At 66.0% G+C, this 14,468-nt stretch carries 17 protein-coding genes; 13 read left to right on the top strand and 4 right to left on the bottom strand.

Annotated features, from left to right (window positions below; genetic code table 11):
- Positions 1-39 precede the first annotated feature (39 nt).
- A complete protein-coding gene (locus ACT53T_RS14930; protein ID WP_476161796.1) occupies positions 40-927 on the top strand; it encodes a LolA family protein in 888 nt (295 codons plus the stop codon).
- Between the two features lie 77 nt (positions 928-1,004).
- Here ACT53T_RS14930 and ACT53T_RS14935 read toward each other — a convergent pair whose 3' ends face one another.
- Positions 1,005-2,060 carry an NAD(P)-dependent alcohol dehydrogenase gene (locus tag ACT53T_RS14935; protein ID WP_476161797.1) on the bottom strand — a complete coding sequence of 352 codons (1,056 nt, stop codon included), beginning with the start codon at positions 2,058-2,060 and terminating at the stop codon, positions 1,005-1,007.
- 308 nt (positions 2,061-2,368) lie between these two features.
- Here ACT53T_RS14935 and ACT53T_RS14940 point away from each other — a divergent pair, with 308 nt between their 5' ends.
- Positions 2,369-2,653 carry a HigA family addiction module antitoxin gene (locus ACT53T_RS14940; protein ID WP_476161798.1) on the top strand — a complete coding sequence of 95 codons (285 nt, stop codon included), beginning with the start codon at positions 2,369-2,371 and terminating at the stop codon, positions 2,651-2,653.
- Between the two features lie 69 nt (positions 2,654-2,722).
- Entirely contained in the window at positions 2,723-3,184 is a 462-nt protein-coding gene (locus ACT53T_RS14945; RefSeq protein ID WP_476161799.1) for a hypothetical protein, read from the top strand.
- A 36-nt stretch (positions 3,185-3,220) separates the two neighbouring features.
- Here ACT53T_RS14945 and dgcA read toward each other — a convergent pair whose 3' ends face one another.
- Positions 3,221-4,204, bottom strand: a complete 984-nt coding sequence (dgcA, locus tag ACT53T_RS14950; RefSeq protein ID WP_476161800.1) for an N-acetyl-D-Glu racemase DgcA — start codon at positions 4,202-4,204, stop codon at positions 3,221-3,223.
- 136 nt (positions 4,205-4,340) lie between these two features.
- Here dgcA and ACT53T_RS14955 point away from each other — a divergent pair, with 136 nt between their 5' ends.
- From ACT53T_RS14955 to ACT53T_RS14985, 7 genes are all read left to right on the top strand, one after another.
- Positions 4,341-5,486, top strand: coding sequence for an MlaE family ABC transporter permease (locus tag ACT53T_RS14955; RefSeq protein WP_476161801.1), 1,146 nt, complete (start codon positions 4,341-4,343; stop codon positions 5,484-5,486).
- A 4-nt stretch (positions 5,487-5,490) separates the two neighbouring features.
- A complete protein-coding gene (locus tag ACT53T_RS14960; RefSeq protein WP_018264482.1) occupies positions 5,491-6,333 on the top strand; it encodes an ABC transporter ATP-binding protein in 843 nt (280 codons plus the stop codon).
- 5 nt (positions 6,334-6,338) lie between these two features.
- On the top strand, positions 6,339-7,223 hold the full coding sequence (locus ACT53T_RS14965) for an MlaD family protein (protein ID WP_476161802.1): 885 nt from the start codon (positions 6,339-6,341) through the stop codon (positions 7,221-7,223).
- A gap of 98 nt (positions 7,224-7,321) precedes the next feature.
- Entirely contained in the window at positions 7,322-7,906 is a 585-nt protein-coding gene (locus ACT53T_RS14970; RefSeq protein WP_036290186.1) for an ABC-type transport auxiliary lipoprotein family protein, read from the top strand.
- A gap of 174 nt (positions 7,907-8,080) precedes the next feature.
- Positions 8,081-8,470: a 2Fe-2S iron-sulfur cluster-binding protein gene (locus ACT53T_RS14975; RefSeq protein WP_024879018.1), complete on the top strand. Its 390-nt coding sequence runs from the start codon at positions 8,081-8,083 to the stop codon at positions 8,468-8,470.
- 285 nt (positions 8,471-8,755) lie between these two features.
- Positions 8,756-9,790, top strand: coding sequence for an NAD(P)/FAD-dependent oxidoreductase (locus ACT53T_RS14980; RefSeq protein ID WP_026191173.1), 1,035 nt, complete (start codon positions 8,756-8,758; stop codon positions 9,788-9,790).
- A gap of 41 nt (positions 9,791-9,831) precedes the next feature.
- Positions 9,832-10,494: an O-methyltransferase gene (locus ACT53T_RS14985; RefSeq protein WP_476161803.1), complete on the top strand. Its 663-nt coding sequence runs from the start codon at positions 9,832-9,834 to the stop codon at positions 10,492-10,494.
- 67 nt (positions 10,495-10,561) lie between these two features.
- Here the strand turns inward: ACT53T_RS14985 and ACT53T_RS14990 are convergent, their stop codons facing one another.
- Complete coding sequence (locus ACT53T_RS14990) at positions 10,562-10,939, bottom strand: hypothetical protein (protein ID WP_400766588.1); 378 nt, start codon at positions 10,937-10,939, stop codon at positions 10,562-10,564.
- Positions 10,940-11,104: 165 nt separating this feature from the next.
- Complete coding sequence (locus tag ACT53T_RS14995) at positions 11,105-11,494, bottom strand: hypothetical protein (protein ID WP_400766590.1); 390 nt, start codon at positions 11,492-11,494, stop codon at positions 11,105-11,107.
- Between the two features lie 201 nt (positions 11,495-11,695).
- Between ACT53T_RS14995 and ACT53T_RS15000 the strand changes: the two genes are divergently transcribed.
- The 3 genes from ACT53T_RS15000 (at position 11,696) to ACT53T_RS15010 (ending at position 14,239) form a co-directional block, all read left to right on the top strand.
- Positions 11,696-12,337: a S24 family peptidase gene (locus ACT53T_RS15000; RefSeq protein ID WP_476161804.1), complete on the top strand. Its 642-nt coding sequence runs from the start codon at positions 11,696-11,698 to the stop codon at positions 12,335-12,337.
- A 103-nt stretch (positions 12,338-12,440) separates the two neighbouring features.
- The gene (locus tag ACT53T_RS15005; protein WP_400766594.1) at positions 12,441-13,226 is read left to right on the top strand and encodes a 3-hydroxybutyrate dehydrogenase; all 786 of its coding nucleotides are present in this window, start codon (positions 12,441-12,443) and stop codon (positions 13,224-13,226) included.
- The gene (locus ACT53T_RS15010) at positions 13,223-14,239 is read left to right on the top strand and encodes a patatin-like phospholipase family protein (RefSeq protein WP_476161805.1); all 1,017 of its coding nucleotides are present in this window, start codon (positions 13,223-13,225) and stop codon (positions 14,237-14,239) included. Before ACT53T_RS15005 ends, ACT53T_RS15010 begins: the two co-directional genes overlap by 4 nt.
- Positions 14,240-14,468: the final 229 nt, after the last annotated feature.

The following is a 14,468-nucleotide window of genomic DNA, read 5'->3' on the forward strand; positions in this document are numbered from 1 at the left end:
CGATCAGCCGCGCCGAAATGTCCCGGAGCACCAATTCCCGTGAAATCGCCTCTCGCCGCCGCGCTGGTCCTCGCCCTTCTCGCCGCCTCCGGCGCCCAGGCCGTGGAGCCGAAGAAAAAGCCGCAACCGGCGCCGGCCGCCAAGGCTCAGGCGGGCAAGCCTGCGGCGGCGGCCAAGGGCAAGCCGGGCGCGGCCGACGCCAAGGCGAAGCCGGCGGCCGATTCCAAAGCGGCTCAGGCCAAGCCCGGCGACGCCAAAACGATTCCCCCCGCCGCGCCCAAGCCGCCCGCGCCCGCCGCCGACGCCGCCAAAGCGGCAGTGGGCGCCGCCGCCGTGGGCGGAGCCGCGGCCGCTGTCGCAGTGGCGGCGCAGCCGCAGGCGCCGCTCACCCGCGACGAGGCGATCAAGCGCGCCGAGGCCTCGCTCAACTCCTCGCCCGTCATGACGGCCGATTTCGTGCAGATCGGCGGCGATGGCCGAAGGGCCGAGGGCAAGCTCTATGTGCATAAGGTCGGGCGCATGCGCTTCGAATATGCGCAGCCGGCCACGATGGAGGTCGTCTCCGACGGCGTGCAGGTCGCCGTGCGCGACCGCAAGCTCAACACGCAGGACCTTTATTTCATCAATCAGACGCCGCTGAAATTCCTGCTCAACGAGAAGGTCGATCTGCAAAAGGACGTGAAGCTCGTCGATGTCGTGATCGACGACGCCGGCGCCTCCATCTCGATAGAAGACAAGGCGACCTTCGGCGGCACGTCGAAGATCAAGCTGATCTTCGATTCCAAGACCTTCCTGCTCAAGCAATGGCAGGTCTCCGACCCGCAGGGCTATGAGACCTTGGTGTCGCTGTTCAATATCGACCGCAGCAGCGCGCCGGACGCCAATCTGTTCAAGATCGACAAGGGCTCGCTGCTCGATTTTCATTGAGCGTTTCCAGCCGAAGTGGACGCCGGTTCGGCGTTGGAAACGCGTCGCAACAAAGAGAGAGCGAGCTCTCGTGAGGCTCACGCGGCTTTCAGCGTCGCCATATCGATGACGAAGCGATATTTCACATCGCTCTTCACCATGCGGGCGTAAGCGGTCTCGATCTCCTGCATGGCGATCGTTTCTATATCGGCGACAATGCCCTTCTCGGCGCAGAAGTCGAGCATCTCCTGCGTCTCCTTTATGCCGCCGATCAGCGAGCCGGCGATCTGCCGCCGCTTGAAGATCAGCCCGCCCGCCGACGGCGAGGGATGCGGCGTCTCCGGCACGCCCACGAGCGTCAGCACGCCATCGCGCTTCAGCAGATTCACATAGGCGTCGAGATCATGGGACACGGCGACCGTATCGAGGATGAAATCGAGGCTGCCTGCGCGGGCCGCCATGGCCTCCGCATCCTTGGAGACCACCACCTCATCGGCGCCGAGCGCGAGAGCGGCCTCGCGTTTCGACGGCGAGGTGGTGAAGGCGACGACATGCGCGCCCAGCGCATGGGCGAGCTTCACGCCCATATGGCCGAGCCCGCCAATGCCGACGACGCCGACCTTCTTGCCCGGCCCGGCGCCCCAATGTTTCAGCGGCGACCATGTGGTGATGCCGGCGCAGAGCAGCGGCGCCACGGCGGCGAGCTGCGCCTCCTGATGGCGGATGGCGAGCACGAAATGCTCATCGACGACGATCGCCGTCGAATAGCCGCCGAAGGTGTTCTCGCCGGAGCCGTCGAGCGCGCCATTGTAGGTGGCGACAAAGCCATGCTCGCAATATTGCTCGAGCCCATCGTCGCAAGAGAAGCAGCGGCGGCAGCTGTCGACCATGCAGCCGACGGCGGCTATATCGCCGGCCTTGAACCGCATTACCTCAGCGCCGACGGCGGTCACGCGGCCGACGATCTCATGGCCCGGCACGCAAGGGTAACGCGTGCCCGGCCATTCGCTGCGCGCCGTATGCAGATCGGAATGGCAGACGCCGCAAAAGAGAATGTCGATCGCGACATCCCTCGGTCCCGGCGCGCGGCGCTCGAGGGAAAAAGGCGCGAAAGGCGCCGTGGCGGATTGGACCGCATAGGCCTTGGTGGGCATGGGTGGGCCTCGGGAATTTCAGAAGGGGATTGGGGGGGCTTGCCTCGGGCGGAGGCGGTTCCCATAGCATGTTTCGGCGGTCGGGTCGAAGATGCGGAAGAGCGATCCCCCTCGTCCTCACGCTGAGGAGGCGGCGAAGCCGCCGTCTCGAAGCGCGAGGTTCCAGAGGGCGGCGCTGACGGTTTCCTCGTCCTTCGAGACGCCGGCTTCGCCGGCTCCTCAGGATGAGGAAACCTTCGATCGGCGCCATGGAGCCGGTGGACAATAGATGTCGATTTCGTCGACTATCACTGATGAAGGCGCGGGCGATGATGAAAAATCCTGCCCATCCCGGTGGGCTCATCCGAGACAATATAGAGGAGCTGGGCCTGAGCGTCGCCGAGGCGGCGAAGGGGCTCGGCGTGACGCGGCAACAGCTCTATCGCCTCATCAACGGCCATCACGGGCTCACGCCGGAAATGGCGCTGCGGCTCGAGCAGGCTTTCGGCGGATCGGCCGACGCGTGGATGCGTATGCAGATCGCCTATGACCTCGCGCGAGCGCGGGCGCGCGCGAGCGTTTCCATTGCGCGACTCACGCCGAAGGTGGCGTGAATTCGGCAGGCTCTGTGAGGTCACATGCTCGAGCGCGATAGACGAATTTTTGGGCGATGCGTTCGACTGATGATCGATGGCGTCGAATCGCTTCTGTGTCATGAGCCCGGCGAACTGTTTCGCGACGGGCGCGAAATCCCGCTCGCCACGCCATATTTCTTTCATGCATTTCAATCCGATCTGGAAGACTACGCCGAACAGCTCGAAAAGCTCGGACTGTTGCGGCCCCTGGTCGATCCTCCAGGCCATGCCTGTTGCTTCGAGCTTGTTTGCGCTTCCGAAGAAGCAGAGCGGATCGCATATGAGCGCGCTTCGTCAGGAGCGCCGCTGCCGAGGCTCCTCGCGAGCCTGTTCTATTTCGCAAGAGACAAAGTAGGCATGACCGACGAAATCGGGGTCGAGTTTCCGCTCGGCTGCTACATGCGTGATCTGATGCCCGACATGTGCGATCTCGGCTACGCCGCTCGAAAAGGGCAGGGGTACGTCTGGCTGCCTCGATTTCAAGAAATTCTCGATATCAAAGTCGTATAGCCGCGTCTGACGTCGTTGGTCTCGCTCCTTCGTCGCTCACCCCCACAACCCCCTCTCTGGCGGAAACACCAGCGACCCTTCATACCGCAGCCCCGGCTCGCGGTCCTTCGCCAGCAGCAGCGGGCCGTCGAGATCGACGAACTCCGCCCCTTGCGCCACGATCAGCGCTGGGGCCATCGCCAGCGAGGTGCCGACCATGCAGCCGGCCATGATCGAGAAGCCGAGCCGCCGCGCCTCGGCGGCGAGCGCGAGCGCCTCGGTGAGGCCGCCGGTCTTGTCCAGCTTGATGTTCACGGCGTCATAGCGCCCGACCAGAGCGGAAAGGCCGATGCGGTCATGCACGCTCTCATCGGCGCAGATCGGCACGAGGCGGGGGAGGCGCGCGAGCGCTGCATCGGCGCCCGCCGGCAGCGGCTGCTCGATCAGCCTCACGCCGGCCTTTGCGCAGGCTTCGCTATTGGCAAGGAAATTTTCTTCGCGCCACGCCTCGTTGGCGTCCACGATCAGCGCCGAATCGTTCGCTCCGGCGCGCACAGCCGCAATGCGCTCGGCGTCGCCATCTCCGGCGAGCTTCACCTTCAGCAGCGGGCGATGAGCCGCCTTGGCGGCGGCCTCGCGCATTTCTTCCGGCGTTCCGACCGAGATCGTATAGGCGGTGACGAGCGGCTCCATGCGCAGGAGCCCGGCGAGCCGATAGGCGGCGACGCCGGTGCGCTTCGCCTCCAAATCCCAGAGCGCGCAATCGGCGGCGTTGCGGGCGGCGCCCGGCGGCAGCAGAGCGGCGAGGGCAGCGCGGTCGGCGCCGGCCTCGAGGAGATCGCGCACGCTCTCCAGCTGATCGACGACGCTCTCCACGCTCTCGCCATAGCGGGCGTAGGGCACGCATTCGCCCTGGCCCAGGGCGTCGCCGTCGGCGAGTCGCGCCACGACGACGACGGCCTCGGTCTTGGCGCCGCGGGAGATGACGAATCGCCCGGCGATGGGGAAACGTTCGACGGAAATGGTCAGTTGGACGCCCATAGCGATTTTTCCAGTTGAAACAGAGAGACTAGGCGCGTCGCGGCCAGGCTCGCGCTCGACTCTGGCTGCGGCGGAAGTTAAGACGCTGCGGGGCGCGGAGAAAGGGAGCCGCCGGCCCATAGGGCCGAAAATAGGCATGGCCACGGACCTCGACCATACGGCCCGTCTCTCGTCGCGACGCGAGGGCGAGGCCGTGCGCTTCACATTGGGCGGCGAATGGGTGCTCGCCGATTCCGCCGCCCTGGAGAAGGACGCCGCCGGCATGGCCGCCGCCGCCCGCGGCGCCGCTCGCGCTATCGTCGATCTCGCGCAAATCGTCCGGCTCGACACCGCCGGCGCCTGGATCATCGGCCGCGCCATGGACGAGCTCGCCCATGCCGGGGTCGCCGTCTCGTTGGAGGGCGCGCGGCCGGAGCATGTCATCTTGCTGCAGGAGACGAAGTTTCGTCCCTTCGAGGCGCCGTCGCGCTGCCGTCGCCTGCTCGTCGTCGACATTCTCGCCGATCTCGGCCGCTCCGTCGTCTCGGCGGCGCAGGACGCCTATAGCGGCGTGGGCTTTCTCGGCGAGTTCGTCGTCGCCTCGGGCGTCTCGCTCATGGCGGCGGGACGCTTTCGCTTCACCTCGCTCGTCTATCATATGGAGAGCTTCGGCTTTCGCAGCCTGCCGATCATCGCGCTCATCAATCTGCTCGTCGGCGCCATTGTCGCGCAGCAGGGCATATTCCAGCTGCGACGCTTCGGCGCGGGCGCCTATGCGGTCGATCTCATCGGCATATTGGTGCTGCGCGAGCTCGGCGTGCTGCTCACCTCCATCATGATCGCCGGCCGCTCCGGCTCCGCCATCACCGCCGAGCTCGGCTCGATGAAAATGCGCGAGGAGGTCGACGCTCTGCGCGTCATGGGCCTCTCGCCGGTCGAGGTGCTGGTGACGCCGCGCGTCTTGGCGCTGGTTCTGTCGCTGCCGCTGCTCACCTTCATCGCCGATATGTCGGCGCTGTTCGGCGGCCTTCTGGTGTGCTGGGTCTATGAGGGCATCAGCCCGGCGGCCTATCTCTCGCTGCTGCAGGCGGCGATCGGCCGCAACACTTTCATCGTCGGCCTCATAAAGGCGCCATTCATGGCGCTGGTCATCGGCATGGTGGCCGCCATGGAGGGCATGGCGACCAGAGGCTCGGCCGAATCGCTCGGCCGCCACGTCACGGCTTCTGTGGTGAAGGCGATCTTCATGGTCATCGTGCTCGACGGCTTCTTCGCCATCTTCTTCGCCTCGATCAAATATTAGCCCGATGACCGACCTCGCCTCGCCGACGATCGAAAAGCCCGCCGCGACGCGCGAGACGGTCATTCGCGTGCGCGATCTCTTCGTCGCCTTCGGGCAGACTTTGGTGATGCGCGGCCTCGATCTCGATGTCTATCGCGGCGAGGTGCTCGGCTTCGTCGGCGGCTCGGGGCAGGGCAAATCGGTGCTGATGCGCACCATTCTCGGCCTCGTCGACAAGCGCTCCGGCCTCATAGAGCTGTTCGGGCAGGATCGCGACAAGCTCTCCGCCGCCGAGCGCCGGCGCGTCGAGCGGCGCTGGGGCGTGCTGTTCCAGAATGGCGCGCTGTTCTCCAGCCTCACCGTGCGGCAGAATATTCAAATGCCCATGCGCGAGACCGGGCATATTTCGGCGCGGCTGATGGACGAGCTGGCGATGCTGAAGCTCGAGCTGGTCGGCCTGCCCGCGAGCGCCGCGGACAAATTTCCGGCCGAATTATCGGGCGGCATGATCAAGCGCGCGGCGCTCGCCCGCGCGCTCGCGCTCGACCCGGAGCTGGTCTTTCTCGACGAGCCGACCTCCGGCCTCGATCCCATAGGCGCGGCGGAGTTCGACGAGCTGATCGCCACTCTGCAACATACGCTCGGATTGACCGTCTTCATGGTGACGCATGATCTCGACAGCCTCTATTCCATCTGCGACCGCATCGCCGCGCTCGCCGAGGGAAAGGTGATCGCCGCCGGGCCGATGGAGGAGATGCTCGCCTGCGAGCATCCCTGGCTGAAGGCTTATTTCCACGGCGTGCGCGGATCGCGCCTCTCCGGCGCGCTCGAGGAGCGCAAGACGAAAGAACTGCGAGGACGAGAGTAGGCCCCATGGAAACCCGCGCCAATTTCGCCCTCATCGGCGCTTTCGCCCTCGCCGTGGTGTTCGCGGCCTTCGGCTTCGTCTTCTGGTTCTCGGGAGCGAGCCAGACGGCGCAATACAAAACCTATGAGGTGCATTTCTACGGCTCGGTCAGCGGCCTGCTGCGCGGCGGCGACGTGCGCTTCAACGGGCTGAAGGTGGGCGAGGTGACGCAGCTCGCCATTTCGGAACAGGATCCGAGCCGCGTCGACGTGCTCGTCAGCATAGACCGCAAGACGCCGGTGAAGACCAACACGCGCGCGCGTCTCGAGCAGGCCGGCTTCACCGGCGTCTCCTATGTGTCGCTCACCGGCGGCACGCCGGGCGCGGAGGAGCTGCGCGCCCGGCAGGGCGAGACCTATCCCGTCATAGAGGGCGAGCGCTCCGAGTTTCAGAATATTCTCGAGAATGTGCAAAAGCTCTCGTCCACCGCGACGGAGGTGCTCGAGCGGGTGGGCAAATTGCTCGACGCCAATTCGCAGACCATCTCGGACACGCTGCGAAACACCGAGAAATTCACCAAGGCGCTCGCCGATAATTCCGGCGGAATCGACTCCTTCATTCACGACATGTCGGAGATCAGCGCCTCGATGAAGCCGCTGCCGGCGCGCATCGACAAGCTTCTCGCCGCGATCGACCCCAAGAAGCTCAACAGCATCGCGACCGACATCGCCGGCGCCTCGGCCAATCTCAAGAATTTCTCCGGCGGCGGCTTGAAGCAATATGAGCAGCTGGCCGTCGACGCGCGCAAGACGCTGGAGACGGTGGAGCGGGCCGTGCGCTCGCTGGAGAAGAATCCGCAGCAGGTGATTTTCGGCGCGAGCCCGTCTCTGCCGGAATATCGCGGCAAGTAGAGGCGTTGCTCTTTGATGGCCAGCGACGTTCGAGTAAGCTTGGAATCACTGTGGAAAGCGCCGCGGCGTCGCGCGCGATCAGCGGGAAGGATCGGTCCATGACGCCGTCGAGAGCGTCGCTCTCCCTCATTCTGCTCGCCGCTCTGGCGCTCGCGGCTTGCGGCGGCGCGCCGCAGCGCGAGAGCTTCGATCTCGGCGGTCCCGGCGATGTTGGGCGCGCGCTGGCGCGGCCCTTGCGCGGCACGCTCGCCGTCGCCGAGCCGCAGGCGGTGCAGCCCATCGACTCCGATCGCATCGTCGTGCGCACCGGGCCGAACGAGGTCGCCAATCTCGCCGAGGCGCAATGGGTGGATCGGCTGCCGCGGCTCGTGCAGGCGCGGCTCATCGCCGGCTTCGACATCGGCCGCCGCGCCGGCTCGGTCGTGCGCGCCGGAATGATCGCGGACCATGTGCTCTCGACCGAGATTCGCCGCTTCGAGATCGATGTGACGACCTCTGAGGCGGTGGTCGAGATCGCCGCCAGAATGCTCGATTCGCGCGGCGCGCCGGTGGGCCAGGGCCGCGTGTTCTCGAGCCGCGCGCCGGCGCCCCATTCCACTGGCGCGGCGGCGACGCAGGCGCTGGACGAGGCGCTGACCGCGACCGTCGGGCAGATCGTGCGCTGGGCCGCGGCGCAGGTTTGACATCACCCCGTCGCGGGCTCGAGGAAAGACTAGCGCGCCCGCTCTGCCGATGATAACTGATCGCGCGATAGGACGAGCGTCGGGCCGAAGCTTCGGGCGAGGGACTTCGGCGGCCCGCCGAAACTTGCGCCAGCGGCAGGCGCGCCGACACGTCAACGGAAGAGACAGAGCACCATGGTGAAGACCAGCCTCTACGACCAAGCGAACCGCTATGGCGCCGAGCCCGGCGGCGGCGCTCCGACCAAGGCGAAGATCACTTTCGTCGATTCGCATGGTCAGGCCCGCACGGTCGAGGGCGAGACGGGCTCCACCGTCATGGAGACGGCGCGCCGCAACGATATCCCCGAGATTCCGGCCGAATGCGGCGGCGCCTGCGCCTGCGCCACCTGCCATGTCTATGTCGACGAGGCCTGGGTCGAGAAGGCCGGCAAGCCCTCGCAGATGGAAGAGGACATGCTGGACTTCGCCTTCGACGTGAAGCCCAATTCGCGCCTCAGCTGCCAGATCACCGTGCGGCCGGAGCTCGACGGTCTCGTGGTGACGACGCCCTCGCAGCAGGGCTGAGCGTCCGCCGGGCGAAGGCGCCGTATTCGAGGGACCAAAACGCCGCCCCGCCGCGGCGTTTTTTTTGGCGTCCGTTTTGCCCTCCCGAAGACATTTGCATGACGGCGCGGATGCTATAGACCATGGCCGTGAAGGGATCGGGCTTCGACCGGAGCTGGCCGCGCCGGCCTGCCTGTTTCGATGGCGGCGGCCATGGTCGATCGAAGCGCGCTCGGCGCGTTTCGATCCGACGAGAGTCGCCCCGCCCTCGCGAAATTTCGTTTCGAACGCGGCGAAGGATGGACAATGACTGAGACAATCGAGACCGACGCGCTGATCGTCGGGGCCGGCCCGGCCGGTCTGTTCGCGGTTTTCGAATTGGGCCTTCTCGATATTCGAGCCCATGTCATCGATATTCTGCCGCGCGCTGGCGGCCAATGCTCCGAGCTCTATCCCGAGAAGCCGATCTACGACATTCCCGGCCATCCGCTCGTCACCGGCCAGGGCCTCACCGACAATCTGCTGGAGCAGATCAAGCCCTTCAATCCGACCTTCCATTTCAATGAGATGGTCGAGACGCTGACGCCCACCGGCACGCCCGAGCAGCCCTCCTTCGAGGTGACGACCGACGCCGGCACGAAGTTCAAGGCCAAGGTGGTCTTCGTCGCGGCGGGCGGCGGCTCCTTCCAGCCGAAAAAGCCGCCGATCGCCGGCATCGACGCTTATGAGAACAAATCCGTCTTCTATGCGGTGCGCCGCATGGAGGATTTCCGCGACCGCGACGTCGTCATCGTCGGCGGCGGCGATTCGGCGCTGGATTGGACGCTCAATCTGCAGCCCATCGCCAAGAGCCTGACGCTCGTCCATCGCCGCGACCAGTTCCGCGCCGCGCCGCATTCGGTCAATGCGCTGCAGGAGCATATCGCCGCCAAGCGGGTCGACTTCCGTCTCGGCCAGGTCACGGCGATCGAGGGCGCCGACGGCGAGCTCTCCTCGGTGACGATCCGCGGCAATGACAATGTCGACACGGTGGTGTCGGCGCATCGCCTGATGCCCTTCTTCGGCCTGACGATGAAGCTCGGCCCGGTGGCGGATTGGGGCCTCAACCTGCACGAGAATCTCGTTCCCGTGGACACGGAGAAGTTCGAGACCAATCACCCCGGCATTTTCGCCATCGGCGACATCAACACCTATCCGGGCAAGCTGAAGCTCATTCTCTGCGGCTTCCACGAGGCGGCGCTGGCCGCGCAGAAGGCGCATCGCTACATCTTCCCGGACAAGAAGCTGCTGTTCCAATACACGACGTCCTCGACCAATCTGCAGAAGAAGCTCGGCGTCTGACGCCGAGCCTCTTCCTTTGGTCGCGCGCGGAGGAGGGGCGAATGTCATCGCAAGCCTGGGGTGAGGTCGACGCCTATATCGCCGATCGGCTGATCGGCGCCGACGCCGCTCTCGATGCGGCCCTCTCCGCCAATGCGGCCGCCGGCCTGCCGGCGATCGACGTCTCGCCGCCGCAGGGCAAGCTGCTGCATCTGCTGGCGCGCTCCATAGGGGCGAAGCGCATTCTCGAGGTGGGCGCGCTCGGCGGCTACAGCACCATATGGCTGGCGCGCGCTCTGCCCGAGGGCGGCCGGCTGGTGACGCTGGAGCTCGAGCAAAAGCACGCCGATGTCGCCGCCGCCAATCTGGCGAAGGCCGGTCTCGCGAGCCGCGTCGAGATTCGCGTCGGCGCGGCGTTGGACACGCTGCCCAAGCTCGCGGCAGAGGCGGCCGCTCCCTTCGACCTCGCCTTTATCGACGCCGATAAGCCCAATAACGCCAATTACTTCGCCTGGGCGCTGACGCTCGCGCGGCCGGGGAGCCTCATCATCGTCGACAATGTCGTGCGGGAGGGCTCTGTGCTCGCCGGGACGGACGCCAACGCCGCCGGCGCGCGCGCTTTGTTCGAGGCGATCGCCGCCGAGCCCCGCGTCACGGCGACCGCCATTCAGACGGTCGGCTCCAAGGGCTGGGACGGCTTCGCCATCGCGATCGTGAACGGCTAACCCCCTGAAACGCCGAGGGCGGCCTTTCGGCCGCCCTGCGTCTTCGATCCTCTTTGTGGAGAGCCGTTCAGGCGTCGGCGAGCGCCCGGTCGCGCGCCGCGGCGCCCTTTTGGACCGGCTCGCCGGCGGCGTCGAAGAAGGAGGCGTCGATCTGGCGGCCTCTCTCGTCATAGCGCCAAGCGATCTTGGCGACGCCGAGGCCCTTGCGCAGGGTCGGCTTGCCGTCGGCGTTGAAATAGGCCTCCTCGACCTTATTGCCGCGCTCGTCATAGCGGCGGGCGACGCGCGCCGCGCCAATGCTCTTGCGCTTCACCGGGCGGCCATCGGCGCCGAAATAAGTCTCCAGCACCTCGATCCGGCGGCGCGCCGGCGCATTGGGCTGTTCCTGGACGGGCGCGGCTCGCGCGGCGCGTCGTCCCTCGCGGGGGGCAATATCGTAATCCATTGTCTCGACTCGGCCTCTCGAGCGATTTTCGAGTCGATCCCCGCGCATCGCGGCGCATGTGGAGTCGATCACGAATTCGCTATTGTCTTCTGGGGGATGCGCCTTCGCTCCGCCCGGGGGACGGGAACGAGAGTGCGCGCCAGCGGCGCAGCCTCTCGGCTGCGTTCAGACGGCGAGGACGGGCGGAGCGCGCGCTCCGACAGGAAGTTGGGCGAGACGTTTATGACCGCCGGACTCGCGCAGAGGCAGGAGAATTCCCGCCTCGGGCGAGCGCGGCGGCTCTAGCTCGGCGAAGCCGCCGATGACGCCGCCGTCGAGCCCCGTGCAATGCTGGACGCAGCAGGCGTCCATTCCATGCGCGGGCGCGCGCGGCCCTTGCGAGCGCTCATCCACCGCCTTGGCGGTGACGCAGATCGCGCTGCCGAGGGCGCTCTGTCCGGCGCGGGCGCCGACGACGAGGCCCGCGGCCAGTCCCTGCAGAACGAGCAGATAGGCGACGAGCAGCGTCGCCGCCGTCTGTCCATACTGCCGTGTTTTGTCGCTCTGCTGGGTCACGATCGCTCCAAGATAGGCGGGCCTCGCGACATGGTCAATGGAGCCTTGCCGGGCGGCTCTTGGAATTTGCTGAAAATGCGAGAGTTTCCGGCGAAAAAAAGTCCGCGGCGCGCAGCAATGGAGATTTGGCTCCCGGGCAAATCTCGAATTGCGGAGCGCGGGCGACTGTTCTATTCCTAGCGCTAGGAATGAGGTCCGCCAATGGCTGAGATCCTGACGCATGCGCAAATCTGGGCGGCGCTGGACGCGCTCGGCGAGCGCTATGGCCTCACCGCCTCCGGCCTCGCCCGCAAGGCCGGGCTGGACCCGACCACTTTCAACCGCTCCAAGCGGCAGACCGCCGATGGGCGGCTGCGCTGGCCCTCGACCGAATCGATCGCCAAGGTTCTGCAGGCGACCGGCGCGAGCTTGGACGAGTTCATGTCTCTGGTCCTGGCCAAGGGGCAGCGGCCGACGCGAAGCGCCCGCCCGCTCATCGGCCTCGCCCAGGCCGGGGTCGGCGGCTATTTCGACGACGCCGGCTTCGCCACCGGCACGGGCTGGGACGAGATCGACGTCTTCGCCGACGCCGACGAGCATTCCTATGCGCTCGAGATTTCCGGCGACTCCATGGCCCCGCTCTATCGCGACGGCGACATTGTCATCGTCTCGCCGGCCGCGCCGGTGCGCCGCGGCGACCGCGTGGTGGTGAAGACCACCGCCGGCGAGGTCCTCGCCAAGGAGCTGAAGCGCCAGACGGCCCGCACGGTGGAACTGAAATCCTTCAACCCCGCCTACCCGGACCGCGTGCTGCCCAAGGAGGAGGTGAGCTGGATCGCCCGCATATTATGGGCGAGCCAGTGAACGGCGCGCGGCGTCATGTTCCCTCGACGTCGAGACGCTAGATTGCGTCCCGACGCATGAGTTCCGGCGCCATTGGTCGGCGCGTTTTCACCAAGGAGCGCGAATGTCTCTCGCCAAACGCAACGCCGTCGTCACCGGCTCCACCAGCGGCATCGGCCTCGCCGTCGTCCGCGCCCTCGCCAAGGAGGGGGTCAATGTCGTCCTCAACGGCTTCGGCGACGCCGCCGAGATCGAGAAGGAGCGCGCCGCCATAGAAACGGAGTTCGGCGTCACCGCCATTTACGACGGCGCCGACATGACCAAGCCGGAAGAAATCGCCGCCATGATCCAGAACGCCGAGGCGAAGCTCGGCTCGGTGGATATTCTCGTCAACAACGCCGGGATACAATTTGTCTCGCCGATCGAGGATTTCCCGATCGAGAAATGGAATCAGATCATCGCGATCGACCTCTCCTCGGCCTTCCATACCATCCGCGCGGCGACGCCGGGCATGAAGAAGCGCCGCTGGGGCCGCATCATCAATACCGCCTCGGCGCATTCGCTGGTCGCCTCGCCCTTCAAGGCGGCCTATGTCGCCGCCAAGCACGGCATAGCCGGGCTCAACAAGGTGGTGGCTCTGGAGCTCGCCACCTATGGCGTCACCGCCAATTGCATCTCGCCCGGATATGTGTGGACGCCTTTGGTCGAGAAGCAGATTCCCGACACGATGAAGGCCCGCAACCTCACCCGCGAGCAGGTCATCAATGACGTGCTGCTGCAGGCGCAGCCGACCAAGGAGTTCGTGACCGTCGATCAGATCGCCGCGCTCGTCCTGTTCCTGTGCTCGGACGCCGCGGCGCAGATCACCGGCTCCAACATTTCCATCGACGGCGGCTGGACCGCGGGATGACCGACGAAAAGAAGAAGGTCACTCTGGCCTTGCAGGGCGGGGGCGCCCATGGCGCCTTCACCTGGGGCGTGCTCGACGCTTTTCTCGAGGATGGGCGGCTGGACGTCATCGGCATCAGCGGCGCCAGCGCCGGCGCGATGAACGCCGTCGTCTATGCGGATGGATTGCGCGAGGGCGGCCCGGCGCGCGCCCGCGCGCAGCTCCAGGAGTTCTGGCGGACGGTCAGCCTCGGCGGCGAGCTCAGCAAGGCGCAGCGCGAGCTCTGCGACATGGTGTTCGGCTTCTGGGATCCGTTGAAGCTGCGCAAGACGATCGCCCAGAACGCCGCCAATTATTTCTCGCCCTATGAGTTCAATCCGCTCGACATAAATCCGCTGCGCGATCTCATCGAGGGGCTCGTCGATTTTCCGGCGCTGCGCGCCACCGACAATCTGAAGCTGTTCATCTCGGCCACCAATGTGCGCACCGGCAAGGTGCGCATCTTCCGCCGGCCGGAGCTCACCATAGACATGCTGATGGCCTCCGCCTGCCTGCCCACTCTGTTCCAGGCGGTGGAGGTGGAGGGCGAGGCCTATTGGGACGGCGGCTATATGGGCAATCCGGCGCTGTTTCCGCTCTACACGGAGACCGATTGTCGCGACATTATTCTGGTGCAGATCAATCCGGTCGAGCGCGACGAGATTCCGCGCACCTCGCAGGAGATCATGGACCGGCTGAACGAGATCACCTTCAACGCCTCGCTCCTGCACGAGTTTCGCGCCATCGACTTCGTGGCTCGTCTCATCGACGCCGGACGGCTGAAGGGCACGCATTATAAGAAGGTGCTGCTGCATCTGGTCGAGGGCGGCGCGGCGATGAAGCGCTTCGGCGCCGACACCAAGCTCGACGCCGATTATGATTTCCTGCGCTCGCTGTTCGATATCGGCCGCGAGGCCGGCAAGGCGTTTCTCGACGAGCATTATGACGCGATCGGCGTCACGGGAACGGCGCAATTGAAGGAGCAGCTCGTCTGAGCGGACCGGCCCACGCGCTGTTTTTCGCAGGAAATTGCTCCGTGCCGCCCGCGGGCGCCGCGGCGATCGGCGGCTCGTGGCAAAGATCGGCCACATTTCTCTCTATTCCTGGTGGAGCGCGGCGAAGGCCGCAATGGAAATTTCATGCCGAGAGGGGTGTTTCGCGAATATTCGTGAAGGCCGCGATCGACGAAAATCGCGAATGATGGCGTCGAGCGTCGCGGGCTTT

Source organism: Methylosinus sp. DMC45 (genome assembly GCF_056313885.1).

Coding starts and splice junctions, on each gene's coding strand:
- ACT53T_RS14955 (WP_476161801.1), top strand. CDS start 4,341: ATGGCCACGGACCTCGACCATACGGCCCGTCTCTCGTCGCGACGCGAG.
- ACT53T_RS14990 (WP_400766588.1), bottom strand. CDS start 10,939: ATGGATTACGATATTGCCCCCCGCGAGGGACGACGCGCCGCGCGAGCC.
- ACT53T_RS14980 (WP_026191173.1), top strand. CDS start 8,756: ATGACTGAGACAATCGAGACCGACGCGCTGATCGTCGGGGCCGGCCCG.
- dgcA (WP_476161800.1), bottom strand. CDS start 4,204: ATGGGCGTCCAACTGACCATTTCCGTCGAACGTTTCCCCATCGCCGGG.
- ACT53T_RS14940 (WP_476161798.1), top strand. CDS start 2,369: ATGATGAAAAATCCTGCCCATCCCGGTGGGCTCATCCGAGACAATATA.
- ACT53T_RS14965 (WP_476161802.1), top strand. CDS start 6,339: ATGGAAACCCGCGCCAATTTCGCCCTCATCGGCGCTTTCGCCCTCGCC.
- ACT53T_RS14975 (WP_024879018.1), top strand. CDS start 8,081: ATGGTGAAGACCAGCCTCTACGACCAAGCGAACCGCTATGGCGCCGAG.
- ACT53T_RS15005 (WP_400766594.1), top strand. CDS start 12,441: ATGTCTCTCGCCAAACGCAACGCCGTCGTCACCGGCTCCACCAGCGGC.
- ACT53T_RS14970 (WP_036290186.1), top strand. CDS start 7,322: ATGACGCCGTCGAGAGCGTCGCTCTCCCTCATTCTGCTCGCCGCTCTG.
- ACT53T_RS15000 (WP_476161804.1), top strand. CDS start 11,696: ATGGCTGAGATCCTGACGCATGCGCAAATCTGGGCGGCGCTGGACGCG.
- ACT53T_RS14945 (WP_476161799.1), top strand. CDS start 2,723: ATGATCGATGGCGTCGAATCGCTTCTGTGTCATGAGCCCGGCGAACTG.
- ACT53T_RS15010 (WP_476161805.1), top strand. CDS start 13,223: ATGACCGACGAAAAGAAGAAGGTCACTCTGGCCTTGCAGGGCGGGGGC.
- ACT53T_RS14960 (WP_018264482.1), top strand. CDS start 5,491: ATGACCGACCTCGCCTCGCCGACGATCGAAAAGCCCGCCGCGACGCGC.
- ACT53T_RS14985 (WP_476161803.1), top strand. CDS start 9,832: ATGTCATCGCAAGCCTGGGGTGAGGTCGACGCCTATATCGCCGATCGG.
- ACT53T_RS14935 (WP_476161797.1), bottom strand. CDS start 2,060: ATGCCCACCAAGGCCTATGCGGTCCAATCCGCCACGGCGCCTTTCGCG.